The sequence below is a fragment of the Lactiplantibacillus paraxiangfangensis genome (genome assembly GCF_036246185.1).
Lineage (GTDB): Bacteria > Bacillota > Bacilli > Lactobacillales > Lactobacillaceae > Lactiplantibacillus > Lactiplantibacillus paraxiangfangensis.
This window is the reverse complement of record NZ_BTPW01000013.1, coordinates 73,320-95,732: the sequence shown is the minus strand read 5'-3', so window position 1 is coordinate 95,732 and position 22,413 is coordinate 73,320. Positions and strand designations below refer to the sequence as shown.

Here is a 22,413-nt window from a genome sequence, read left to right as displayed (position 1 = left end):
TAAAGTAACTTGTTTCAAAATGGCGGTGTTTTTTGAGCACCCACATAACTGAATGCGTTTTCTATATTTCCAATTATACCTATTGTGGCTGTAATGTATACCCTTTCAAAAGAAAGAGTATAGTGTTTCTGATAAAAGAACATGTTCCGTTTCGGGAATTTGTTCCTAAAAATTACGAAAAATTGGTCTATTCCAGTGGTTGGACCGTCATTGCTAATTGTTCCAAGTAATAAACGACCGGCATCTGCGATAGCACACTTCCACCACTAATCGCTTGAACTTCCGGCGTATCATACGTTAAGACAACGTCGGCAATCCCCGCTAGCGTTGAATGGCTGCTAGCCGTTATGGCCACTAATTTAGCCCCACTCTGCTGGTAATAGATGCCTTGCTGAATCACATCATCGGTCTCACCAGAAACGGACAATACCAATAATACCGTCCCCGACAAGTCATGTGGCCGCACGGGATGCGGCTGAAAAACATTACTGAGCATCATGCTATAGATCCCAAAATCGGCCAGCAGGTGCGTCCCATAACTCGCCAGCCCCGCACTAGTCCCGGAACCAACTAACACGACCATCTCAGCATCGTGCATCAGTTTTGTGGCCTGTTTGATTTTAGCCGTAACATCGGGCAAGTTCATGCGGTCAAAGAAGACTCGCATCGGCACGATCGTCTGGGATAGCGGTTGTTCAGCGTCCTTACGCAGTTGTTCTTTAAGCGTAAATTTAAACTCCGCGTAACCGTCGTAGCCCATCCGCTTGAGAAACCGTAAAATCGTCGTCGCGGAGACGTGACTCCGGTCGGCCAATTGGCGAATCGTCATGGTACTGACCTCGACCGGATGCCCCATAATGTACTTATAAATCTCGATTTCCAACCGGTTTAGCTGTTGCACTTGATCATATGAAAACATCTACTCACCTCACAACCTTCTTACATTGGTCTATTAAAATATTGATATCCATAACTGCAACTTGTAGGAACAAATTCCAATTATCGGTCTCCCCACCGACCATCAATCTGTGGTTTGATTTCTAAATCGCTCATTTCAAGGTCACACGTGGCCACCGCAGCCGTGAGTTTGGCCGTAAATTCCGCCGTCTTATATTGTGAATCAATCGACCACGTCTTGAGGTTAGGCGTGCGGTTAAGGCGTCCCAACGCTGCAATTGCGGGCACTTCCTTTGGATCAACCGCCGGAGCCGTTTTTTGAACATTGATATTATAACCGTAGTGTCCACTGTGATACATCGCATTCATCGCATCGCCAAAAAGTCCCATCTGGATCACTCACCTTCCGTTATTTGATTACTTTTAGTTTATCATAAGTCCTGAGGCGCTTTCATTTTGAAGCTAAAATCGCAAAAAATAAATCCAAATATCGGTCTTCCGTCATATTTATTAGTTATAATTGAACACAAATTGGGTTATTGGGAGGATTTTTAAATGAAGAACACGATTTTAATCGTTGAAGATGAATTGAGTTTGTCAGGATACCTTACAAAAGAGCTTCAGTTTGAAGACTTTAACGTCCTAGTCGCAAACGACGGCCTCGCCGCCATGAAGACGTACCAGGCGCATCAAAACGAGTTGCTCTTGATCCTGCTCGACTGGATGCTGCCTAAGTTAGACGGTATGGAAGTCTTGCGCCGGATTCGTAAACACGACCAAGTACCGGTCATCATCATGACAGCGCGGGATTACGTTGGCGATAAGGTCGCGGGACTCGACAACGGCGCCGACGATTACATCACTAAGCCCTTCGAAATCGAAGAACTCCTCGCCCGCATTCGGGTCATTCAACGGCGCGCCGAAAATCAAGTCGATCCTAACCAAGTTTACCAACTCGACCAAGTCGTCCTGGATACGAAAGCCCACCGCGTCACGAACGCCGGGGAAGACGTCCAACTGACGCACCGTGAATACGACTTACTCCTATTCTTTCTCGCCCACCCCAACGAAGTCTTTACCCGTGACGACTTGCTCGACCAAGTCTGGGGTGCGGACTTTTTAGGCCAGCAAAACGTGGTCGACGTTTACGTCGGCTACTTACGCAATAAACTAGAAACGGCCAACGGCGACCCACTGATCAAAACGGTGCGGGGCGTTGGCTATAAATTAAGGGAGCCGATTGCGAATGACTGATCATCAAACGACCCCCACCTATGAACAACTCATCAACCAGGCGATTCGTCGCCTGATGCTGACCATTACCCTCATGGTCAGTCTGATCACGCTGTTCATTGTGGGCACCCAACAAACGGTCAATACCACCAGGGAAGCTCACGACCTGATGAACAGCCTTAACAAGGCCAACATCAAGGACGTGCCCAGCTTTATTCACTGGAACAATACGACCACCCGTAACACTAAGCAACCCGCCTTCATTCGGGTCACGACTAAAAAGGCAACGTTGACGACCGCAACTAAAACTAAGCAAACGATTTTAACCACGCCTTCGTCCAAAGCCTTCTTCGCCAAGCAACAGAGCCACCTCGTCGGACCCTTAGTTTACGTTCGGGGATTTGGTTTCTTTCTATCATATACGGAAAAAGGCGGTAACAACACTTACCAACTCTGGGTCAGCCTACGTCGCCTAATCAATAGCCTACTCATTTTGATTTGTCTCATGGTCTTCGTTACTTTATGGGCAGTTACCCTCGGTGCGTGGTGGGCCCACCGGTTAGCGACCCGGCTCAGCGCCCCAACCATTGCGTTGTTGCGTGAAACCCAGTATACGTCCAACAATCCGGATAGCGACCAACCAACCTTGACGGTACCGGATAGTCCGCGCGAAATTCACGACCTCGGGCAAGCCTTCAACGTCTTACTAGTCGCCCAAAACGAACGTCTTCAACACGAACGGCAGTTTATTTCGGACGCCTCGCACGAACTTCGCACCCCCATCGCAGCCATTCGGGGTAATCTAAGTTTGATTCGCCGGCGCGGTGAGGCCCATCCCGAAGTCATTCCGGAATCCCTTCAATTTATTGATGAAGAATCGTTACGGATGCAGCATCTGATTGAGAACTTGCTGCACCTTTCCCGAGCGGACCGAGCTAAATTAGCACTCACTGACCAGGACCTTTCGTTTCTACTGCTGCAATTAGGCGAACACTACCAGCCATCAATCGACCAACCGCTTAAACTCGCGATTGACCCGGACATTCACGTCGCCGGTAACGCCGAGATGTTGCAACAAATCGTGGTAGCGCTACTAGACAACGCCCATAAATATTCGCCGCACGACCAACCGATCACCCTGCGCCTAAGTCAGGATGACACCCACATTAACCTAACCGTAGCGGATTTAGGTGAAGGCATCCCTGATGACCAAAAAGAAGCCATCTTCCAGCGGTTCTACCGTGTCGATCAGTCCCGTTCCCAAGAAATCGAAGGTAGCGGCCTCGGCCTCGCCATCGTTAAACAACTAGTCAACCTGAACCAAGCTCAAATCGCCGTCACCAATAATCAGCCTAAAGGAAGTATCTTCACAGTTAGTTGGCCAAAACAGTAGCATTTTTCGGCGCTTCGCCGGACAGAAGCAGTGGGCTGTGGGGTCGGCTACAGCCAAAGTACGGGCTTCCGCCTCGCTTGAGAGCCTCAAAAACCGAGTCTTTCAAGTCGCCCCGCACTGTAACCTGGCAAAAAAACGCCAGCTAACAGTGCCGACACGGCCCGCTGCTTCTGCCGGCTACGCTAAAATTGTTTTAACCCAAACTAATCAATTTTTATAGAAAGATCACCTTAGCTGGAGGTCGACCATGATGAATCTGCCGCGAAAGTGGCGTTGACCGGCGTACTTCCGGTTTACGCCACCGACGTCTTGCGAGACGTGGGGTTGCGGCTTGCAAGCGAGGACTAAGACCGCTTCCCAGGCTTAGTCCGGTCGCCGCGGCAGGTGAAATCATGGGCGGCCGGAAGCGGAAAGCTTAACAAACTTATTGGTCCTAATGATGCTATGTCTATTAACTATCAATCATTTTCAACGTTCAGCCTCTAGTTAATAATCTCAAAACAAGTCCACCACACGCAAAATTGCCTGTGGTGGACTTGTTTTATTGTCTGATACAACGGCCCTAAAGCGCGTCACTACGCCAATTGCTGTTTTATAAATACAAGTCTAAGAATTTCTTAGATAAAGCTTATTGAAACTCGATAGTTTGTCCCCCGGATTCTCGGTAAACTATAGTCATTCAATTAAACCAATCAAGCCATTTCAGGCAAGGAGATTTTGCATATGTTATTAGATACCGACCCCAAAATTAAAAATATCAACGCTGCACAAATTATCAAAGTGATGTACCCACTCGTTATTGCTAAAACTGAAGACGGCGAATACGTCAAAGTCAAACTCAGTGACGAACAGATGCAGGACCCGCTATTCTGGGACACACTTCGCAATATCAACAAATCTAAATTATGGGTTCCGCTTGGTAAACATTTCCATCAGTTGCTTTCAAACGACTGGCTCATGCCAACCGCTGAATAACTAGTCACCCGATTCATCATTCAAAAAGGAGTTTGATAATTATGAAAAACTTATTTACAAAATTAACGATTACTTTAATGGCCGCCGGGACCCTGTTTGCGACTACCGCCACCGCTTCCGCCAACACGGTCAGCACGCCCGCCCCCACTACGACCACCCTCGTCAGCCACGTCGATCACGAAACCAATTTGGCACTGGGGACAACCAACAAACCAGCCCACAATCTCACACCCCGTGCCACTAAACTAGCAACCAAGACTTTACAATCCCAAATATTAGAAACCGTCGACACTGGTAGCCAAAGCTTAGATAAAATGAAGTACACGAAGTAGCTTGAAAGAAGGTGCGGGCATGCGGCAATTAACGCAACTCATTACACAACAATTACAACAACACTACCAAACGCCCGTTTTAACGGATGTCAACGGTAGTCGATACACCGGCGCCGACCTGCTTGAAGACCTGACCCTCTGTCGAACCAGCCTCAAGCAGCAAAACGTCAGCGCTGGTCAGACGATCCTGATTAGTCCGACCCAAGCGGCGACCATCCCCGTTTTGCTCCTAGCCAGCTGGCAACTCGGCTTGACGGTGACCCTGACACCGCCAAGTCACCACCTGCCTGAGCTAACCCCACAGGCTTACGCCGCGATGGTCTATTCTCCCCTGCAGACCGAACAACTAGCCGCCCAACTCGATCCCCATGAGATCAGTATGCTAACGCTGATTTTAAATACCGCGCCAAGGTTCACTTACCTCGTTCACGACAACGCCCTCCCAATTACTAGGAAAAGCCAACCCGACCTGATTCTCCCAGCCAATCAGGTCCAACTCACCCAACGTGAATTGTTGGCTAGCACCCGTCATCACGTCACACAAACGGACCTGACGAATCTCTATGATTTAGAAAACGGCCTGATTCCCTGTCTCGCCGATCTCCTGACCGCAACGCCCTTTACCCTTATCCCAACAAAAAATGCGTGCCTACCAAGCTAACCTGGTAAGCACGCATTATCTTTTTAAAATGATTTTTTAAACTAAACTAAGAGTTTGGAGAATCAACCAGACGTTCAATATAATTAGAATCGCGGTAATTACCCACGCCGTCCATTTGACCCATAACCGGTTCTTGAAGTTCCCCATCAGTTTGGCATCACTCGTGAATTTAACCAGTGGAATCATGGCAAACGGTAAGGCGATACTTAAGAACACTTGCGATAACGTTAGTAAACTTTCAATCTTAGCTTCATTGCCGTGGTAGTAAATGGCAAAGGCTAGGACTGGCGCAACGGAAATCAACCGTGTGAGTAACCGTTGGGCCCAAAGTGGCATCCGTAACCGGATAAAACCTTCCATAATAATCTGACCGGAAAGCGTCCCCGTAATGGTTGAACTTTGACCGGAAGACAGTAACGCAACGGCAAACAGCATGCTCAGTACGGGACTCGCAATTGCCCCAACGATCTTGCTGTCACCCAATGCATTATACAGGTCAACGAAACGGCCTAAGTCACCCTTCGTTCCAAAGAACAGTGCCGCACCTAAAATCAGGAGCAAACTGTTAACAACGAACGCAACTGATAATTGGATGTTGGAATCGATGGTCGTGAACTTAACGGCCTTCGCAACTTCTTTTTCATCATTGCGATCAACTTGACGCGTTTGCGAAATTGATGACCCTAAATACAAGTTATGCGGCATAACGGTCGCACCGACAATCCCCAACGCGAGGTACAACATGGAAGAATTGCTGACAATTTCTGTCGTTGGCACGTACCCTTTTAACATTTGAGGGACGTTTGGTTGTGAAATAATAACTTCATACATGAATACGAATAAAATAACTGCAACCAGAGTGGCCACGATGGCTTCAATTTTACGGAAGCCTAATTTCATTAATAGTAACAGGAGTAAGACGTCGGCGGTGGTAATTAGAATACCGACAATCAGTGGAAAACCAAATAATAATTTGAGCGCGATCCCGGAACCGATAATTTCGGCCATATCGGTCGCAATAATGGCCAGTTCCGTGACAATCCACAGGAAAATCCCCATAGATTTGGAAGTTCGCTCACGTGTGAGTTGCGCTAAATCTTTCCCAGTAACAATCCCAAGACGCGCTGCCATGGCTTGTAGCAACATCGCAATCAAACTTGAAAGTAAGATTACGGAAAGCAACGCGTACTTATACTGTGAACCCCCAGCAATCGACGTGATCCAGTTCCCTGGGTCCATGTAACCGACTGCTACCAGAGCGCCCGGTCCGGTGTAGGCAATCAAAGTTCGCCAGAAATTGGCGTCCTTTGGTACCCGGACACTCCCATTCACTTCGTCCAAGCTCTTACTATCGGCACCCGTTGAGTGAACTGCCTTTTCTGACTTCTTGGCAGCCATTGTCGCGTGGTCCTTCGTTTTTGCTGATTTCATTATGAAACCCTCTCTTCTATTGGTTTAGAATTCAGGTTGTGGACTACTGTGTGATCCTCAACAGTGCGGCTCAAATTGAGCGCTCACTTTAATTCCAATTGGTAGTATATCATCATCAATAAATTAGTCAAATGTTTTCAATTATTTCTTTGGTATTCCTAAATCATCTAGAAACTAGTCTCATCAACGTGTAAGGGGATTCGCCGCGGATTTAATCCGTTGACTAAGAAATCACTGAGATACTGTGTCACTTGCTGCGGACTGACCGGATTGGCTTCCGGATAGAGAACCCGCTCAACAACGTACCCACCGATCGTTGAAAAAACGAGCTGTAAAATAATCCGATTCGGCCAATTAACCAACTCCCCTGACGCTTTCAGCCGATCCATCGCTTGGTTAGCTTGCTCTAAAATCGTCGGTGAAACCATGCTGAGTACCGCTGCCCGATCCGTTGCATTATTGAAAAACTGTGACAGAATCACGGCTAGCGACGCCTGATTACGCGTGACAAAAGCCACCCGGTCCCGAACCAGGGCCACCACGAAGCTGGCTAAGGTATCACTATTTTGATCCAATACGGCTTGGTCTAACGTATTAAGCATGGTTGGTAAAACACTTTTGACAATGGGCTGCATGATTGCCTCTAAAATCCCGTTCTTACTCACAAAATTATGAAAAAGCGTGCCTTCCGCTACCCCGGCGCGTTCAGCAATCTCGCGCGTGCCGACTTCTTCGTACCCCTTTTCCGAAAACAAGTCGAGCGCCGCAGCTAAAATTTGGCGCTGAGTACGCGTGATTCGACCATCCTTCCCCAATGAGGCCGCATAGTAAGCCTGGATGGTTTCAATTTCACTCATGGTTTTGCTCCTTTTGCAGTGACTGCTCAATTTTTGGTAACCTCATCATAAACGATTCGGCAAACCGAAACAACTATTATCGATCAAAAGTTACATATAAAACGAGCTAAATAGTGATGATTGCTTTTACAATCCCGACAGTTTATAATATCGGTAATTAATAAAGTTACAGGAAGTGATCGAATGCGCGTTTCTACTCGTTTTAGTGACTCAATCCATTTGTTAGCCTATATAAAAATCTACGCTGACACAAAATTGTCTTCCGACGCCATCGCCGCTAGTATTGAGACGAGTCCGGTCGTTGTGCGACGGTTAATGAGCAAACTTCGTAAGGCGGGCCTCATCACCACAACACCCGGGACGGCCCAACCAGCCTTGGCAAAACCCCTCACTGACATTTCGCTACTCAGCGTCTTTTACGCCGTGGAGGGGGATAAGCCGCTATTCGCAGTTGATCCCAAGACCAACCCCGCGTGCATCGTTGGTGGCAATATCCAAACCGTTTTAAAGCAGTACTACCAAGACGCACAGATGGCAGCCGAAGCGCGGTTGGCCCGAACCAGCTTGCAAGACATTGTCGACAACATTTTAGTCGAACAAGCTAAAAAAGAAGCTCGTCAGAATTGAGCACTTACTATCATTTTTCAGAACCCAAATGCTAAAAGTAGCCATGCAAAAGGCGCTCCAGCTTGATTTCGCTGAAGCGCCTTTTTGTTATATTTAGAAGCTTACTTGGGTTGTTCATTCTTTTGATAATAAACGGGTTGCGCCGCTTTTACCGGGTGTGCTGCCAGCCAGTCAATAATTTGTTGACCGAGGGCTTCAGTCATTGGCGCAGCCGCCGCAATCTGAGCCTTCGTAATCTGATTAACGTGAATACCCGCGGTAATCGTACAACTCCCCGCTAGGTAAGGTTGTAACTGGGCTGCTAAGCGGTCAGAAATAAAGTTGTCCTTATGGAACCGGCCGTCATGGCTAGGAAACTTGACCGTTTGCGCAGGAGTCGTGGCAGTCACCATGGTCACGTCCCCGATGTGCGGGTTCGTGCCCCCCGTCACGACAATGAGTAGGTCAAACCCAATTCGCTGGAGCTTCGCGGTCATTGCATACCCCGCTTGTTCAGTTTTAAACGTTGGCATCCTTAGTCCCCTTCCCAACGGCGATCCGTTTCGTTACGAATGTGAAAGGCGTCCAAAATTTTCATCGTTTGGTGGTTGACCAGATCTTGAATCGTCTGCGGATGATTATAGAACGCGGGAATTGGTGGCACGATCTGTACGCCTAGCTTAGCCAAACGCGTTAAGTTCTCCAAATGAATCACACTCAGCGGTGTTTCACGTGGAACAATTACTAATTTACGCTGTTCTTTAATCGTGACATCAGCCGCACGGGCAATCAAGTCATCCCCGTAGCCGGCCGCAATCCCCGCCACCGTCTTCATACTAGCTGGCACGATGACCATCCCGTCGTTTAGAAACGACCCACTGGCAATCGTGGCACCCTGGTCATTGATATGATACGTTTTATCAGCCAGTGCCGTTAACTGCTTCAAGTCGTAGTCCGTTTCCAGTGCCAAGTTTTTCTTCGCCCACGTACTCATGACGAGGTGAACTTCCACGTCGGGCAATTCGTGTAATTTTTTCAATAAATCAACGGCATAAATCGTCCCGGATGCCCCCGTAATTCCAACAATAATTCGTTTCATCTTTAGCCCTCACTCTTTCAGCTTGATCACGTTATGTTCGCTTTGCCTTCTTTTTAAGTTTACGGCTTCTCAAAGACGTTAACAAATCGTGTTTGGACTAGTTGATATTCGATTTAGGACTAATAAGCGTACGCTTAAAAATCATTAACGCATCATCTGGCGCAGTTTCGCCTTAGTCAGCGTAAAGGATTGACCATACATTTTCCAAGTTAGCGGTAACCGTAGTCGTTCATTATCCGCGACCACAAACTGCCACTGGGTATTTAACCGGGACAAGTCCTGATGCGCCGTTTCTTGACGCATCACTTTAGCCCGCACAACGAGGAAGGTCCGCAAATAATTCTTAACGCTGCCACCCTGCGCCGGGGTCTTCGCTCGCAGCTTTGCCGCCCGCCGAATCCCACCAAAGCTAGCGGCGCCGTTCCCCGGGCCGTGAACCACGAGCGCATCGTAATAAATATACTGGCCAAGCGGAGCGAGCCCGTCTTTTTTGGCAGCTTTAACGGCCGGCCGCAAGTACATCTGTTCCACCACGTCGTTTTGGGCCCGTACAAGTCGCTGATCTTTAGCGGCCTGATGCCAGTCCCGCACAAAGGCCGAGCCTAGTCCCTGATGACTCGCCGAACCGTTTACCTTACGCAGCGCTGGGAGGTATTTCCTAAGCCGATTACGCGGTGCCAATTGCTGATAGCGATTAACAACCTTTAAAAGGTCCCCCGTGGCCGACGTAAACCCGATGATGCCCGCCGTGTAGCCCCGACCATCATGGATATCCTCCACGTACCGATACTGCTTCTGGTAGTCCAATGATGAATTTTCAGCGCTGGATACCAACGCGAAGGTTTCAGCCCGTAGTTGTCCCGTCAAAATAGTGCGGTGTTGAGTGTACCACCAGACCCCACTTCCAATACTCACCATAACGCCTAGACCAATTAACCACCGCCACCATTTTCGCATCTCCCGTTTGCCCCCTCGAGAATTTATCATTTAGTTTACGCCTATTTAAGGGCGGATAGCGTGACAAAATGGCGTTGTTGTCGCTAATTTGCGGATGATTTGTCACGACGGCAATAAAAAATACCTTTGGCGTGTCGTTCGCTGTGATTTGACCTATACTTAAGGTGTTTTATCAGTTAGGAGGGGATACCCATGGCCAAACGTCGGATCACACATGATCCACATCAATTTGTTAGCGCCGCGGATGACCGCCGACGACTTCAACTCGCCGTTCAAATGGCACTACCGACTAACGCCCACGTTTTAGCCCGCAACTTTGCGCGTTCCAGCGCCAGCTCCTACTGGCTGCTCATGCTGGATCAGCCGTACGGTCTCACACCAAATTTTCTGACCTTGCGGATTGCCGACCACAAACTGTGGCTGACCAATCACGATCAACTGACCGTGACTTGGGAGGCTGGCAACTTTGCTGCCGTCCAACAAACTTTACGCAGCCGGTTAACCGCCAAAACGCTTCAACGTTACAGTTACCATCTTAGTACGACCGATGTCATCACCTTGCGTTTGATTTTGCACTTAGAACAACACCAGTTAATCTGGTTAGTCCAGTTATCACCAGTAATCGCTAAAGCTTATAAGAACCACCGTTTAGACTTACACGACGACTTTCCAAGTGCCAAATTGCTACTAGGTAATATGAATAATAGTAGTCTTCAACTGGTGCCAGTTAAGCAACCAGTTTTTCAAGCGCGCGTCGGCAAGTATTTTGGACGTAACTTGCTATTTTCACAATTTACAAGTCATCAGCTACTCCGCTTATTGCCAACTAATCAATGGATTCGACCATTACTCAAAGAACTGCCCCCAACCCCGAGCCTAGAACAACAGCTCGCGGCGACTTACGGGACCGACTTTGTCCGCATCTACGTCGAAGCAATCCGACAACAGGCGCATTTAGCCGCAATCAGTTCATAACAGGATGATTTGTACGTTCACAAAAGGACCGTCACGCAAAACCCGCTTGGATTTTGCGTGACGGTCCTTTTGAATTTGAGTTATAAAATACTAATTGTTAAGCCGTTTGGCCCAAGTGCCGCTTCTTTGGGGCAGTTTTAACTGCTTCAGCGTCTTCATCCTTAAACCCAAACATCCAGGTTAACGTGAAGGAAACGATAATCGTTGCAAGTGACGCAATTAGGAACCCGTAAAAGCTAAAGTCGATCCCTTTTTGAGGGTTAACAAAGGAAGTGACCCCGATTAGAGAACCGGTAAAGCCCCACATATTAACACGCATCAAACCGGTTAAGAAACCACCGACTGCGGAACCGATGCTAGCCGTTACGAAAGCGCGGCCGTACTTCAAGTTAATCCCGTACATTGCGGGTTCAGTAACGCCACAAAATGCCGAGATCGTTGCGGGCCATGCAAGTTCTTGAATGTTTGCTAACTTAGACTTCAGCGCAATCGCCATAACCGCGCCACCTTGAGCGACCATCGTTGCAGAAATGATAGCGTTCAAATAACTGTGGCCCATGGTCGCAATGTCGTTGGCCACAATCGGAATAACGGCCCAGTGCAACCCGAAGATAACCAGAACTTGATAGAAGCCCCCGATGATCAATCCAGAAATAGCAGGACTCAAGTTGTAAACTGCAACGATTAAGTTTGCTAAACCGGTAGAGAAGACCGTGATAACTGGGCCAAGGAAAATCAGAATAGCGCCTGACACGATGACAACTTCAAATAATGGCACGAAAATCATCCGTAATACGGTTGGAATCACGCGCTTTAGCCATGGTTCCAACTTGCTAGCCAACCAGGCACCGGCAATCATTGGGAAAATTGAGTAAGTGTATGAAGCCACGTGGAATGGTAACCCGAAGAAATTAGCATTGATGCCCATCCCAAATAGCGTGCTGACGACTTTGCCCTTAGTTGCAATCGCAACAATCGATGGATATGTCAAAACCCCACCAATAATCCCCATAATGACGGGATCGGAACCGAGTTTTTTAGCGGCCGTAAAACCAACAAAAATCGGTAGGAAGTAGAAGACGGAATCCCCCATCGCACTAATAATGACGTAGGTTGGGGCCGTGGTGCTAACCACCTTAAAGGTAATCAGTAGTGCCAAGATCCCCTTTAAAATCCCTGAAGCGGCTAAAAGTCCAATCACGGGAATCATGGACCCCGTGATGACCCCAATCAAATTACTGAAGCCCCATTTAACTAGGCCCCACGCAGTATCTGGCCGGTTAGCCGCCGCGTTCGTTTCAGCTACGGCCTTGGCCGTTTCAGAATCATTTGAAAATTCTGGTCCAATTAACTTAATCACCGCGTCGTAAACGTCCGTAACAGCTGGCCCAATCACGACTTGATATTGACCGCCAGCTTTGGCGATGTCAATGACACCCTTCAAGTTGGCCACCACGTCATCGTTAGCCTTACTCTCATCTTTTAAGTAGAACCGCAACCGGGTAATGCAATGAATCAAGCTACTAATGTTTTCCACACCACCGACATTTTCAACGATATCGGCTGCTAACTGATCATACTTGCCAGCCTTAGGGAGGCGTCCCTGACGCTTAGCGTTGAACGTATTCGCATTTAGCCGGCCCGTCGCAACCACTGCGCCAGCGGTTTGCGTCCCCGTCGTCACATCCAAACCGTCCAATTTATCGCTTGAATTGGTCACGGCTAGGACGACTGTCGTCTGCCGGTTAGCCTTTTCAATCATTGCGAGATCCATCGTTGCGATGGTGTCGCCAGCCTTAACTTCATCGCCAGCCGCCACCGTCAATTTGAACGGCGTCCCCTTTAAATCAACCGTATCAATACCTAAGTGAACTAAAACTTCCAAATTGTTGTCTGGCGTCGTAAACCCCAACGCGTGTTTCGTTTCTGCAATCATTGTGACCTTCCCACTAACGGGCGCCACAATATCTCCACTAGTCGGCTGAACCCCAAAACCTAGTCCCATCATTCCAGCAGAAAAAACGGGATCTTTAACAGCCGCTAACGGAATTACCTCACCGGCAACCGGTGATAAAATTGTAACCGTTTGTGCGTGTGCCATAATACTCTCCTCCAATCCTAACCCTGTGACAAAATAATCGATTGATATGGCTTCAAGACCATCTTGGGCTGCACATCCACGTTATCGTAGTTGGATAACACCACTTGGGCATCAACCATCTCAGTCGGTAGCGCAACCACTGTTGCGTTCGAATAAAAATTATTTAAAACGAGTAGGCGCTGGGAACCCAGGGTGCGCCAGTAGCCGAAGACTTGCTCGTCATCTAAGCGCCACGTCTGGTAATCACCATCCGCAATGATTGGCATCGTCTTCCGTAATCGAATTAACGTTTGGTAATACTTAAAGAGTTCCCCGTGTGCCAATTCATCGGCCACGTTAATCTGATCCTGATTGGTTGGTCGTAACCATGGCCGCCCAGTCGTAAAGCCAGCCGTCGCACTGGCATCCCACTGCATCGGTGTCCGTGAATTGTCGCGGGCCTTAGTCTTCACGATGGTAAACGCATCCGCATGACTATACCCGCTACGAATGAGGGCCCGATAAGCATTCAGCGCTTCGATATCAACGTAATCCGCCATTGATGGGTAGTCCGGATCAGTCATCCCGATCTCTTCTCCCATGTAAATAAACGGCGTCCCCCGCAGTAAATGAATGACCGTCGCGAGCATCTCAGCCGACTTGACACGGTACTTGCCGGCATCCCCAAAACGGTTAATTGCCCGCGGTTGGTCATGGTTATTCCAGAATAGGGCTTGCCAGCCACCGCCTGCGTTCATCCCGGTCGCCCAGTCATCTAGTAACTGTTTCAACCGGGGAAAATCAAAGGCCATTCGCGACCACTTACGACCATCAACGTAATCAGTCTTAAGGTGGTGAAAATTAAAGACCATCGACAATTCGTGGTTAGCCGGATTCGTATACCCAACGCTATTGCGAATAGTTGTGGATGACATTTCACCTACCGTGACACTGTCCGGATCCTGACCATAACTAGTCTGATTAAGTTCTTTCAAATAGTCATGGACGATTGGCGTATCAGTATATAGCGTTTTGGACGCTACGCCCGCGGGTGCGTCCACCAACTGTTCGGATTTCCCCGTAACGTTGATGACGTCAAACCGGAAACCGGTCACGCCCTTGTCACGCCAGAAGTTGACCACGGCGGCACAAGCTGCCCGCACTTCGGGGTTATGCCAATCCAGATCCGCCTGCGTTTCATCGTATAAGTGGAGATAATACAAGTTGGTCTCCCCAAATGGCGCCCAGGCCGAACCCCCGAACTTTGATTCCCAATTAGTCGGTAAGCTACCGTCCGCTTTTGCTGGGCGTAAATAGTAGAACGCTTGATACTTCTTATCACCCGCTAGTGCACGTTGGAACCACGGATGCTGGGTCGACGTATGGTTGAAGACCATATCAAGCATGACGCCGATATGGACCGCCTTTAACTTTGCGACTAATTCTTCAAAATCACTCATGGTTCCAAATTGCGGATCAATCCGGTAATAATCAGCGATATCGTAGCCATTATCATTTTGTGGTGAAACAAAAAATGGATTGAACCAAATCATGTCGATATTCAATTTTTTTAGATAGGGAATTTTTTCGATAATGCCCCGGAGGTCACCGACACCATCCCCATCGCTATCATAAAAAGACTTCGGGTAAATCTGGTAAATAACTTGTTGTGATAATTTCATTGCACTTCTCCACTTTTAATTTGCTTACATTGGTTTCCGTTGCCGGCGAGCAAAGTCGCGGAAACGGAACTTATCCGCGCGGTGTCGCGATTCCGTAAATTGGAATGCCCGCGCATCCGTCAAACTGGTCACGCTGCGAACAACTGCCATGTAGGCGCCGGGATCTAAGTTTAGTTCCGCCCGGTCCTCAGCGTTCGCTGGTTCCATCGTAATTTCCTTCGTGGCGTACCCAATTTCTAACCCCAACTCATCTTCAAAGTAAGCGTAGAGTGAATCCTCGGCTGCCCTGCGCGGAACGTCTGGAATAACTGATTTTAAAATATAATCTTTATCAATAATGTCTGGTTCATCATCAATCACCCGCACCCGCTTGATTGCCGTCACCGGTTCCTCCGTTAGGTCAACGCCCAGCGAAGCAAACGCGGCAATGGGCAACGTTGCCTTCGGATCATACCCATAGACCACGTTTTCGGTCGCAATGTGTAATTTTTGTGCAAGTTCTTTGTAACTCACAATTCCTGAGACTGGGAATTCATACTGCCGATGTTCGATCACCAGTGAGCCCTTGCCCCGAATCTTTTGAATATAACCGTTCTCTGCCAACGTCGCTAAAGCCTTACGCCCCGTCTCCCGGGAAATTCCGTAAAGGTCGCACAGCTGGTTCTCACTAGGTAAGTAAGTCCCTAACTGGTAGACTTCCGCATCGATTTTCTGCATTAAATCGTCATAAACTAGTGCCGATTTATTAATCATGACCACCGTCCTCTTTTCCGTTAACGCTTTCATTTATGAATATATACTTGTTTAGACAAGCTGTCAACGTCAAAAATATAAACTTCCAAAATAGCCGTATATAGGAGTTTGTATATATAATTAACTTGTATAAGATGTCTAGACAAGACTAAAAAATCGCCTATGACTAGGTCATAGGCGATTAATTCGTTAATATTCTTAATGATTCAAACTAAAAGATTGATCCTCATTAGTTGCATCAGTCTTCTTAGCCGCTGCCGCTTGCTCTTCGGCAATCAGACGGGCCCGTTCATGCTTGTTATACCAAGGTGAAACGGTGAAAGCTAACACGTCGTTCATCAAGTAAACGGAGCTGTTGATGAACATGGCTAAAGTTGCAGATCCTTGACGGAATGAAATGAACCATAACACCATCTGTGCTAACCCGGAAGCAACCCACCAGAAGTACTGGTTGTTGTAACGTAGGAAGCAGATGACACCGGCAGTCAGGCAGATTGCAAAGCTGATTGCGTCGATCCACGGCCGCGGATCATCGGTCAAAGCACCAATTAAGTAACCTGAAATCCCATAAACGACTAAGGTCGATACAATGGCCACGACCCAGGTCCGGCCCGTGAACTTCCGAATCTTAGAAACCATGTTCACGTTCCAGCCGGCACTCAATAACACTGGAATATCCAGGGTCACAACGTAGGCAAGCTGTTCACCGATGCTAAGGTAGTTCTTTGCTGAAAACCCAACGACGATAAAGCAAGCTGCGGAAATTAATCCTAGCCAGCCATTCACCGACTTGGCGGCGTTGATAGCCAACACACAAAGGACACCCAAAGTTGTCCCAATAAATGTTAGAATGGATAACGTTGTGATTGGCGCGTTAACCAGCGTCATCACCTGACAGCCTAAGCTAAAGAAGAATAAGTAGTAGTTCTGTTGCGGCCAACCTTTCAATTGGTGTGATAAGAATTTAAAATAATTACTCAAAATCATGCTCCTCTTTCCGTTTATCAATATGCGGTTGTTAGTGTCCAGTTGGCCAACTAGTCACGGTTCACTACCATATGTAGTGCTTCTGTTCGAAACAACACTATATATTGTATCATTAACTTTGACGATGAAAAGTCCAAATTCTTGAATATTAAACGCGTTGTAAACAACCAATCCGGATTCAGCCCGCCACACAGGCCTTTTTGGACTGGAAATTTTTTTGGACTTTTTTCTGAAAACGATTGCAGTTAAATGTCGCGATTTGCTTGCTCAAATCCCCACTGTGCGCCCAATCTTGAACATTGCTTTTTGTCGGATATCTGCCGTTGCAGTATACTAGGGATGGACATTATTTTATCTACAATATATTTAATATTTTTGGAGGATTACATGATAACTCTTAAATCAGATCGCGAGATTAAGGGAATGCAAGAAGCCGGCGACATCATGGTCGGCCTCTTCCACGCCTTGGAAGATTACATCAAACCCGGAATAACTACTTGGGACGTTGACCATTTCGCATACGAATACATCATCGCCCATGACGCTACCCCCGGTGAATTAAACTTTGAAGGCTACAAGTACTCAACTTGTGTCAGCGTTAATGACATGATTTGCCACGGTTGCCCTAGCAAAGACATTTTAGTTAAGGATGGCGACCTCTTAAAAGTCGACACCGTTATTAACTACCACGGCTACTTGAGTGACTCATGTCACGCATTCGTTGCCGGTACGCCATCACCCGAAGTTAAAAAGTTAATGGACGTTACCTTGAAAGCCCTCTACTTGGGTATTGACCAAGCCGTTGTCGGTAACCGAATTGGTGCCATTGGCTGGGCCATTCAAAACTACGCCGAAAACGAAATGGGTTACGGCGTTGTCCGCGAATACATCGGCCATGGTATTGGACCGACGATGCACGAAAAGCCTGACGTTCCTCACTACGGCGAAGCTGGCCATGGGACCCGTTTAAAGGCCGGTATGACCATCACGATCGAACCAATGGTTAACATCGGTGACTGGCGTTCTGGCGAAACCGCTGACGATGGCTGGACCGTTCGAACATTAGACGGTAGTCTCAGTTGCCAATACGAACATACCTTAGTTGTTACGGACGATGGTCCTAAGATCTTATCTTCATACGACCACGACTTTGACGCTAAGTACCTTTGGAATAAATAGGTTAGATATAAAAAGTGAGGCCTTCAAAATTTTGAAGACCTCGCTTTTTTGCTTGTTTTAATGACTTATGGACTAAAAATCAACTAACCTTTGATTGGCGGACCTTTAATTGGATCTCAACTTCAGTTGTAACTACTTGATGAACTTAGCGGCAAACTCGCTAAATTGCTTACCCGCACCTGCTAAGAAGGACTGTGTACCTTCGTTAGTGATGTGGCCGTTTTCGTCGGATAACTTATCTGTATTACCGATATATAATTCAGGCTGTTGCATCGTTGGCATGTCTAAGAATACCAATGATTGACGTAAGACGTGGTGTGCTAAAACGCCAGAGATGCCAGAAATTGATTGTGACGCAACCAACGCTGGCTTGCCGCCCCAAACACTTTGACCCCAGGGACGAGAAGCAACGTCCAAGGCGTTCTTCAAAGCAGCTGGAATACTACGGTTGTGTTCAGGTGTCACGAAGATGATTGCGTCCTGCGCCGCAACGGCATTCCGGAATTCGGTATATTCAACCGGTGAAGCCTCATCGTAGTCTTGATTGTAAAGTGGTAACTTAGCGATATTTAAGTACGTTACTTCTGCATCTTCTGGTAAGCCCGCAACGATTGCGTCAGCCACCCCTTTAGAATAAGAATTTTTACGAATGGAACCTACAATTACACCATATTTTGTCATATTTATTAACAGTCCTTTCAAATCAATTTCACTTACTAATAGTAAGTATATCAATAAATCATTAAAGTGCAATCATTTTGATTTCTTTACTTAAAAAAAGAGGACTAGCATCCGCTAATCCCCTTATATCATCGTATTTATGGTTTATCTAAAAAGTCTTGATAGTCCGCTTCGACTTGTTCAACGTAGGCCTCTGACCAGTTAGCCATGGCATCATCAAACTTCGTCGTGCTACCAATGTAACCACGAATCATCGCCGCAGTTGGGCTCTGCGCGTGGGCCTGTGCTAAAATCATCGCACACGTATTGGCGTACGCTGAAAATTGTCCCCAATCCAAAGTCGCAATATCGATTGACTCTTTCATATCACGGAATTGACGCACGTAAAAGCTCTTGTTGGCCATTTGGAAGTAGCCTAAAAAGACATCCGAAGTGGCCTGTAAAATGCGTTGCGAACTGACGATCCGTTGACCTTCGGAAAGTTCGAGGGCTGCCGTCAGAGCTTGTTGGGACTGGCTTCCCACTTTACGGGTCGGTAGCGCCTCCTTGATCTGTAAGACCATGTGGCTGCCGTCCGTACTCGTGAGCAAGACCAAGTAACACAGCGACCCAAAACTCCCCACACCAACACTGTGGCGGATAATATCGGTCACTTCATATTGTGACAACAGTAAAGCGACGTCCGTTCGAACATTGAGCAAATATTCTTGAATCCCATGCTTTAAGCCCCGGTAAGTCTTCTTATCAATGTGTACGGAACGCGGTGCGTTGTCCTTAAACTGGCGCTCACCGCGGCTATTTGTCCAAGTAAACTTACGTACAACTTGTTCAGAATTCCGTTTTTGGGCTTTTTTAACTAAATCCGCAATAAAGTTCGCCGTGTCTTCCGGTTGCCCACCGAAATTCAAAACGGCCTGGACTTCATTGTCCCGGTAGAAACGATCCAACGTCGTTTGGTCAAACATGCGTTTAATTGCTTCGCGGTAACTAGCACTGGCTGTCCGGACGAGTTTGTCGACCTTTTTAGGCTTAAAATTCGAGTTACGGGCGGCTAAAATAATGCTGACGAGCAATCGGCGTAAATCCCATTCCCACGGGTGGACACCCGCTTCGTCAAAGTCGTTAAGGTCAAAGACGAGCCGCCGTTCTGGCGACGCGTAAAACCCGAAGTTACCTAGATGCGCATCACCACAAACAACGGCTGGGATCTCCGTTGACTTTTGATAATCCAAATCATAATCCATCAGTTCCACGGAACCCCGAAAAAAAGCAAACGCGGAAGCTGACATGCGCTCACGGCGCAGTGGCAATAATTCCGGTACTAACATCGCACGAACGTGTTTCAAATACGCGCCCGCGTTACGTTCAACTGGTGTAAACGTTCCTAGCTGGTCAAACGACGTGGTTTGGCGTCGGGCTTTCCCGAGCGCAATTAATTCGGCAACGGTGTGGTGCTGACGAATATGTGTTAAATCAAGTGGTGGCATGCTGTATCAATCCCTTTTATTTTAAACTATTTCCATTATAACGATTTCATTGGTCAAAAAGAACTATCATCATCCTTAACTGCTGTTTAAGATTGTGACGTCCACCACACGATTCTAGTTGACGCACTCATCAAATTAATCTACAATTTAATCAATAGCGATGAAAGCGCTTACTTAACTTGAGGAGGGGTCGTATTATGGCAAATTCAGAAAAAACTTTAGTTCTCGTTAAACCCGATGGGGTCGCTGAAGGACACATCGGAGATATCATTTCTCGTTTAGAACAAAAGGGCTATCAAATTTCCGCCCTGAAAGTCACCACCGCAACTGCCGAACAACTTCAAGCCCACTATGCTGAAAAAGTGGGAAAACCTTACTTTAAAGAGATCGAGACCTACATGATGGAAGGGCCATTAGTTGCCATCATCGTCAGCGGCGCAAGCGTTGTAAAGGCCATCCACCACTTAGCAGGTAATACGCGGCCATCCGATGCACAGCCAGGTTCGATTCGGGGCGACTACGCCCATGATTATCCTGACGGGATTTTGAGAAACATTATTCACACTTCTGACAGCCGTGAAAATGCGCATCACGAAATCGCCATCTGGTTCCCCGAACTAGCCGTATCCTCACGTAAAGGTGAAACTGATTAATAATCCTTGAAATTCTCGGTCACGACCGGGAATTTTTTTGTTTGGCAATTGAACGAAGCTAACCCACAAAGTCACCCAACTAACCGTCCAAACACGTTGCAATCTTCGCCTAATCCCCCCCTGGCTATTATGATTAGGTTAATAAACAAAGGTTGGGGGGACTTGTAATGAACTTAGTACTGGGACCATATATGCACCGATCAAATACCACTGAAACACCTAAGCTTTCGATGTACACTGCGTTAGAACGAATTGATGGCGCCATTCAACTAATTAAGCAAACCGGACTGACTGGTCTAACTAACTCAACGGCGACGTTAGGCCTGAACCTGACCCATTTGATCGGTACCAACGTGATTGTGACTAATGATTTGCGTCACTTCACCATTATTGTCCGAGATCATCGGGACACCTTCACCCTGACCGGTTGTCTTATTCAGGACACTTTTCATAACATCGTCAATCCACTGAAACCCCGGTACTTGATCTCACTCAACCGCCAGCTAATTGATAATAGCGACGATTTAATTGAAACCATCTACAATCAGCTCTAAGCAGGCAAAAAGGCCTTAGTTACCCAACGAGTGGGTAATTAAGGCCTTTCCTATTTCTTCGATTAAAAATTACGATGCCAGTGATTGCGGCGCCGCTACGGGTACCGTCTGTGGTGCGTGCAGGACTTCGTGCGGTAACCGCACTTGTCCGTTGGAATTGTGCTGAGCCGTTTTGTTTTCAACGGCTGGATTGACAACGTAAACACTTGGTGCTGGCTCATGCTTCGGTGCTTCGATCGATTCAAAAACCAACAACGCCCCAAAGGCGACGATTCCCAAACGTAGTAACCAAACGATTTTTTTCATAAAGCGTTCCCCCAAAAACGATTTATTTCATTTTAATGTAACACGGATACCGCTAATTATATTGTAAAACCCCTGACTCTTTTATTATTAATAAGCTTTCCGTTCCAACCACGCACGATTCGTCAGCTTGTTTTCATGAAAACTTAGTAGACTTTAATTTGACATCAGTTGTGATTTATCAAAAATATAAGTAATTAAATTGAAACTGTCTCCCAAACTACCCATTGCAGTAAATAACTGGCAGTACTAATACCCGATTTATTAATAGAATCAGTTTAAAAATAGTCATTGCAACATTTATATCGCTACAACAGCGAGCCTGAGAATACGTGCCTGTGCAACCGGATTCGCATGCTGATCCGCACCGGTTTCAAAGGACATATTCAATATATGAAAATAAAAATAATCCATTCCATTCAAGACGTATACAGGCAAAAAATTCTTGAAAGCATTACAAGCCACATGTACAATATTCTTGTACAAGAATGTAAAAGCAGCGTTTCATTTCTAAAATTCTATCTAACGAAAATCATTTTAATTCAACACGTTAACTAACGTTTTGGCTTAAATTAACTACTTGTCACGAAATTGAAAATGAAACATTCATCAAAAACTACTCGGAGCCTCTCTTAGTG

24 protein-coding genes are annotated in these 22,413 nt (G+C 47.0%); 10 read left to right on the top strand and 14 right to left on the bottom strand.

From position 1 onward, the window contains the following. Positions 1–187: 187 nt before the first annotated feature. Together AAA939_RS08940 and AAA939_RS08935 are read right to left on the bottom strand one after the other, a co-directional pair. A complete protein-coding gene (locus AAA939_RS08940) occupies positions 188–919 on the bottom strand; it encodes a MurR/RpiR family transcriptional regulator (RefSeq protein WP_338209702.1) in 732 nt (243 codons plus the stop codon). Positions 920–999: 80 nt separating this feature from the next. After that, positions 1,000–1,287 (bottom strand): hypothetical protein, encoded by a 288-nt coding sequence (locus AAA939_RS08935; RefSeq protein WP_338209701.1) that lies wholly within the window; start codon positions 1,285–1,287, stop codon positions 1,000–1,002. 165 nt (positions 1,288–1,452) lie between these two features. Between AAA939_RS08935 and AAA939_RS08930 the strand changes: the two genes are divergently transcribed. The 5 genes from AAA939_RS08930 (at position 1,453) to AAA939_RS08910 (ending at position 5,491) form a co-directional block, all read left to right on the top strand. Next, on the top strand, positions 1,453–2,151 hold the full coding sequence (locus AAA939_RS08930) for a response regulator transcription factor (protein ID WP_338209699.1): 699 nt from the start codon (positions 1,453–1,455) through the stop codon (positions 2,149–2,151). Further along, positions 2,144–3,523 carry a sensor histidine kinase gene (locus tag AAA939_RS08925; protein WP_338230848.1) on the top strand — a complete coding sequence of 460 codons (1,380 nt, stop codon included), beginning with the start codon at positions 2,144–2,146 and terminating at the stop codon, positions 3,521–3,523. The genes AAA939_RS08930 and AAA939_RS08925 overlap by 8 nt, the downstream gene beginning before the upstream one ends. 723 nt (positions 3,524–4,246) lie before the next feature. Next, positions 4,247–4,498, top strand: coding sequence for a hypothetical protein (locus AAA939_RS08920; RefSeq protein WP_338209696.1), 252 nt, complete (start codon positions 4,247–4,249; stop codon positions 4,496–4,498). Positions 4,499–4,539: 41 nt separating this feature from the next. After that, entirely contained in the window at positions 4,540–4,830 is a 291-nt protein-coding gene (locus AAA939_RS08915) for a hypothetical protein (RefSeq protein WP_338209694.1), read from the top strand. Between the two features lie 19 nt (positions 4,831–4,849). Then, a complete protein-coding gene (locus tag AAA939_RS08910) occupies positions 4,850–5,491 on the top strand; it encodes a hypothetical protein (RefSeq protein WP_338230847.1) in 642 nt (213 codons plus the stop codon). A gap of 36 nt (positions 5,492–5,527) precedes the next feature. Here the strand turns inward: AAA939_RS08910 and AAA939_RS08905 are convergent, their stop codons facing one another. Beyond that, positions 5,528–6,889, bottom strand: a complete 1,362-nt coding sequence (locus AAA939_RS08905) for an Nramp family divalent metal transporter (RefSeq protein WP_338209725.1) — start codon at positions 6,887–6,889, stop codon at positions 5,528–5,530. Positions 6,890–7,089: 200 nt separating this feature from the next. After that, positions 7,090–7,779, bottom strand: a complete 690-nt coding sequence (locus tag AAA939_RS08900) for a TetR/AcrR family transcriptional regulator (protein WP_338209689.1) — start codon at positions 7,777–7,779, stop codon at positions 7,090–7,092. Positions 7,780–7,962: 183 nt separating this feature from the next. Here AAA939_RS08900 and AAA939_RS08895 point away from each other — a divergent pair, with 183 nt between their 5' ends. Then, positions 7,963–8,406 (top strand): Rrf2 family transcriptional regulator, encoded by a 444-nt coding sequence (locus tag AAA939_RS08895; RefSeq protein ID WP_338209687.1) that lies wholly within the window; start codon positions 7,963–7,965, stop codon positions 8,404–8,406. A gap of 101 nt (positions 8,407–8,507) precedes the next feature. On the opposite strand, the gene lpdD is transcribed toward AAA939_RS08895, so the two are convergent. The 3 genes from lpdD to AAA939_RS08880 all read right to left on the bottom strand — a co-directional run bounded on the left by lpdD (position 8,508) and on the right by AAA939_RS08880 (position 10,441). Then, entirely contained in the window at positions 8,508–8,918 is a 411-nt protein-coding gene (lpdD, locus tag AAA939_RS08890) for a prenylated flavin chaperone LpdD (RefSeq protein ID WP_338209685.1), read from the bottom strand. A gap of 2 nt (positions 8,919–8,920) precedes the next feature. Further along, positions 8,921–9,484, bottom strand: a complete 564-nt coding sequence (locus tag AAA939_RS08885) for a UbiX family flavin prenyltransferase (RefSeq protein WP_338209683.1) — start codon at positions 9,482–9,484, stop codon at positions 8,921–8,923. Positions 9,485–9,628: 144 nt separating this feature from the next. After that, on the bottom strand, positions 9,629–10,441 hold the full coding sequence (locus AAA939_RS08880; protein ID WP_338209682.1) for a chitosanase: 813 nt from the start codon (positions 10,439–10,441) through the stop codon (positions 9,629–9,631). A gap of 192 nt (positions 10,442–10,633) precedes the next feature. On the opposite strand from AAA939_RS08880, the gene AAA939_RS08875 reads away from it, so the two are divergent. Continuing rightward, entirely contained in the window at positions 10,634–11,416 is a 783-nt protein-coding gene (locus tag AAA939_RS08875; RefSeq protein ID WP_338209680.1) for a hypothetical protein, read from the top strand. A gap of 97 nt (positions 11,417–11,513) precedes the next feature. Here AAA939_RS08875 and AAA939_RS08870 read toward each other — a convergent pair whose 3' ends face one another. The 4 genes from AAA939_RS08870 to pnuC form a co-directional block, all read right to left on the bottom strand. Further along, positions 11,514–13,517: a PTS sugar transporter subunit IIABC gene (locus AAA939_RS08870; RefSeq protein WP_338230846.1), complete on the bottom strand. Its 2,004-nt coding sequence runs from the start codon at positions 13,515–13,517 to the stop codon at positions 11,514–11,516. A gap of 17 nt (positions 13,518–13,534) precedes the next feature. Continuing rightward, a complete protein-coding gene (gene treC / locus AAA939_RS08865) occupies positions 13,535–15,178 on the bottom strand; it encodes an alpha,alpha-phosphotrehalase (protein WP_338209676.1) in 1,644 nt (547 codons plus the stop codon). Positions 15,179–15,202: 24 nt separating this feature from the next. Then, complete coding sequence (treR, locus tag AAA939_RS08860) at positions 15,203–15,928, bottom strand: trehalose operon repressor (RefSeq protein ID WP_338209723.1); 726 nt, start codon at positions 15,926–15,928, stop codon at positions 15,203–15,205. A 201-nt stretch (positions 15,929–16,129) separates the two neighbouring features. After that, positions 16,130–16,918 carry a nicotinamide riboside transporter PnuC gene (pnuC, locus tag AAA939_RS08855; RefSeq protein WP_338209675.1) on the bottom strand — a complete coding sequence of 263 codons (789 nt, stop codon included), beginning with the start codon at positions 16,916–16,918 and terminating at the stop codon, positions 16,130–16,132. Between the two features lie 387 nt (positions 16,919–17,305). Between pnuC and map the strand changes: the two genes are divergently transcribed. After that, the gene (gene map, locus AAA939_RS08850) at positions 17,306–18,097 is read left to right on the top strand and encodes a type I methionyl aminopeptidase (RefSeq protein WP_338209673.1); all 792 of its coding nucleotides are present in this window, start codon (positions 17,306–17,308) and stop codon (positions 18,095–18,097) included. Positions 18,098–18,229: 132 nt separating this feature from the next. Here map and AAA939_RS08845 read toward each other — a convergent pair whose 3' ends face one another. Both AAA939_RS08845 and AAA939_RS08840 read right to left on the bottom strand, forming a co-directional pair. Next, positions 18,230–18,778, bottom strand: coding sequence for an NADPH-dependent FMN reductase (locus AAA939_RS08845; protein ID WP_338209672.1), 549 nt, complete (start codon positions 18,776–18,778; stop codon positions 18,230–18,232). A 137-nt stretch (positions 18,779–18,915) separates the two neighbouring features. Next, entirely contained in the window at positions 18,916–20,265 is a 1,350-nt protein-coding gene (locus AAA939_RS08840) for a DUF2252 domain-containing protein (protein WP_338209670.1), read from the bottom strand. Positions 20,266–20,462: 197 nt separating this feature from the next. Between AAA939_RS08840 and ndk the strand changes: the two genes are divergently transcribed. After that, the gene (gene ndk, locus AAA939_RS08835; RefSeq protein ID WP_338209669.1) at positions 20,463–20,918 is read left to right on the top strand and encodes a nucleoside-diphosphate kinase; all 456 of its coding nucleotides are present in this window, start codon (positions 20,463–20,465) and stop codon (positions 20,916–20,918) included. Between the two features lie 167 nt (positions 20,919–21,085). Continuing rightward, the gene (locus tag AAA939_RS08830; protein WP_338209667.1) at positions 21,086–21,472 is read left to right on the top strand and encodes a hypothetical protein; all 387 of its coding nucleotides are present in this window, start codon (positions 21,086–21,088) and stop codon (positions 21,470–21,472) included. Positions 21,473–21,541: 69 nt separating this feature from the next. Here the strand turns inward: AAA939_RS08830 and AAA939_RS08825 are convergent, their stop codons facing one another. Beyond that, positions 21,542–21,778, bottom strand: coding sequence for a hypothetical protein (locus AAA939_RS08825; RefSeq protein WP_338209665.1), 237 nt, complete (start codon positions 21,776–21,778; stop codon positions 21,542–21,544). Positions 21,779–22,413 lie beyond the last annotated feature (635 nt).

Coding starts and splice junctions, on each gene's coding strand:
- AAA939_RS08940 (WP_338209702.1), bottom strand. CDS start 919: ATGTTTTCATATGATCAAGTGCAACAGCTAAACCGGTTGGAAATCGAG.
- AAA939_RS08935 (WP_338209701.1), bottom strand. CDS start 1,287: ATGGGACTTTTTGGCGATGCGATGAATGCGATGTATCACAGTGGACAC.
- AAA939_RS08930 (WP_338209699.1), top strand. CDS start 1,453: ATGAAGAACACGATTTTAATCGTTGAAGATGAATTGAGTTTGTCAGGA.
- AAA939_RS08925 (WP_338230848.1), top strand. CDS start 2,144: ATGACTGATCATCAAACGACCCCCACCTATGAACAACTCATCAACCAG.
- AAA939_RS08920 (WP_338209696.1), top strand. CDS start 4,247: ATGTTATTAGATACCGACCCCAAAATTAAAAATATCAACGCTGCACAA.
- AAA939_RS08915 (WP_338209694.1), top strand. CDS start 4,540: ATGAAAAACTTATTTACAAAATTAACGATTACTTTAATGGCCGCCGGG.
- AAA939_RS08910 (WP_338230847.1), top strand. CDS start 4,850: ATGCGGCAATTAACGCAACTCATTACACAACAATTACAACAACACTAC.
- AAA939_RS08905 (WP_338209725.1), bottom strand. CDS start 6,889: ATGGCTGCCAAGAAGTCAGAAAAGGCAGTTCACTCAACGGGTGCCGAT.
- AAA939_RS08900 (WP_338209689.1), bottom strand. CDS start 7,779: ATGAGTGAAATTGAAACCATCCAGGCTTACTATGCGGCCTCATTGGGG.
- AAA939_RS08895 (WP_338209687.1), top strand. CDS start 7,963: ATGCGCGTTTCTACTCGTTTTAGTGACTCAATCCATTTGTTAGCCTAT.
- lpdD (WP_338209685.1), bottom strand. CDS start 8,918: ATGCCAACGTTTAAAACTGAACAAGCGGGGTATGCAATGACCGCGAAG.
- AAA939_RS08885 (WP_338209683.1), bottom strand. CDS start 9,484: ATGAAACGAATTATTGTTGGAATTACGGGGGCATCCGGGACGATTTAT.
- AAA939_RS08880 (WP_338209682.1), bottom strand. CDS start 10,441: ATGCGAAAATGGTGGCGGTGGTTAATTGGTCTAGGCGTTATGGTGAGT.
- AAA939_RS08875 (WP_338209680.1), top strand. CDS start 10,634: ATGGCCAAACGTCGGATCACACATGATCCACATCAATTTGTTAGCGCC.
- AAA939_RS08870 (WP_338230846.1), bottom strand. CDS start 13,517: ATGGCACACGCACAAACGGTTACAATTTTATCACCGGTTGCCGGTGAG.
- treC (WP_338209676.1), bottom strand. CDS start 15,178: ATGAAATTATCACAACAAGTTATTTACCAGATTTACCCGAAGTCTTTT.
- pnuC (WP_338209675.1), bottom strand. CDS start 16,918: ATGATTTTGAGTAATTATTTTAAATTCTTATCACACCAATTGAAAGGT.
- map (WP_338209673.1), top strand. CDS start 17,306: ATGATAACTCTTAAATCAGATCGCGAGATTAAGGGAATGCAAGAAGCC.
- AAA939_RS08845 (WP_338209672.1), bottom strand. CDS start 18,778: ATGACAAAATATGGTGTAATTGTAGGTTCCATTCGTAAAAATTCTTAT.
- AAA939_RS08840 (WP_338209670.1), bottom strand. CDS start 20,265: ATGCCACCACTTGATTTAACACATATTCGTCAGCACCACACCGTTGCC.
- ndk (WP_338209669.1), top strand. CDS start 20,463: ATGGCAAATTCAGAAAAAACTTTAGTTCTCGTTAAACCCGATGGGGTC.
- AAA939_RS08830 (WP_338209667.1), top strand. CDS start 21,086: ATGAACTTAGTACTGGGACCATATATGCACCGATCAAATACCACTGAA.
- AAA939_RS08825 (WP_338209665.1), bottom strand. CDS start 21,778: ATGAAAAAAATCGTTTGGTTACTACGTTTGGGAATCGTCGCCTTTGGG.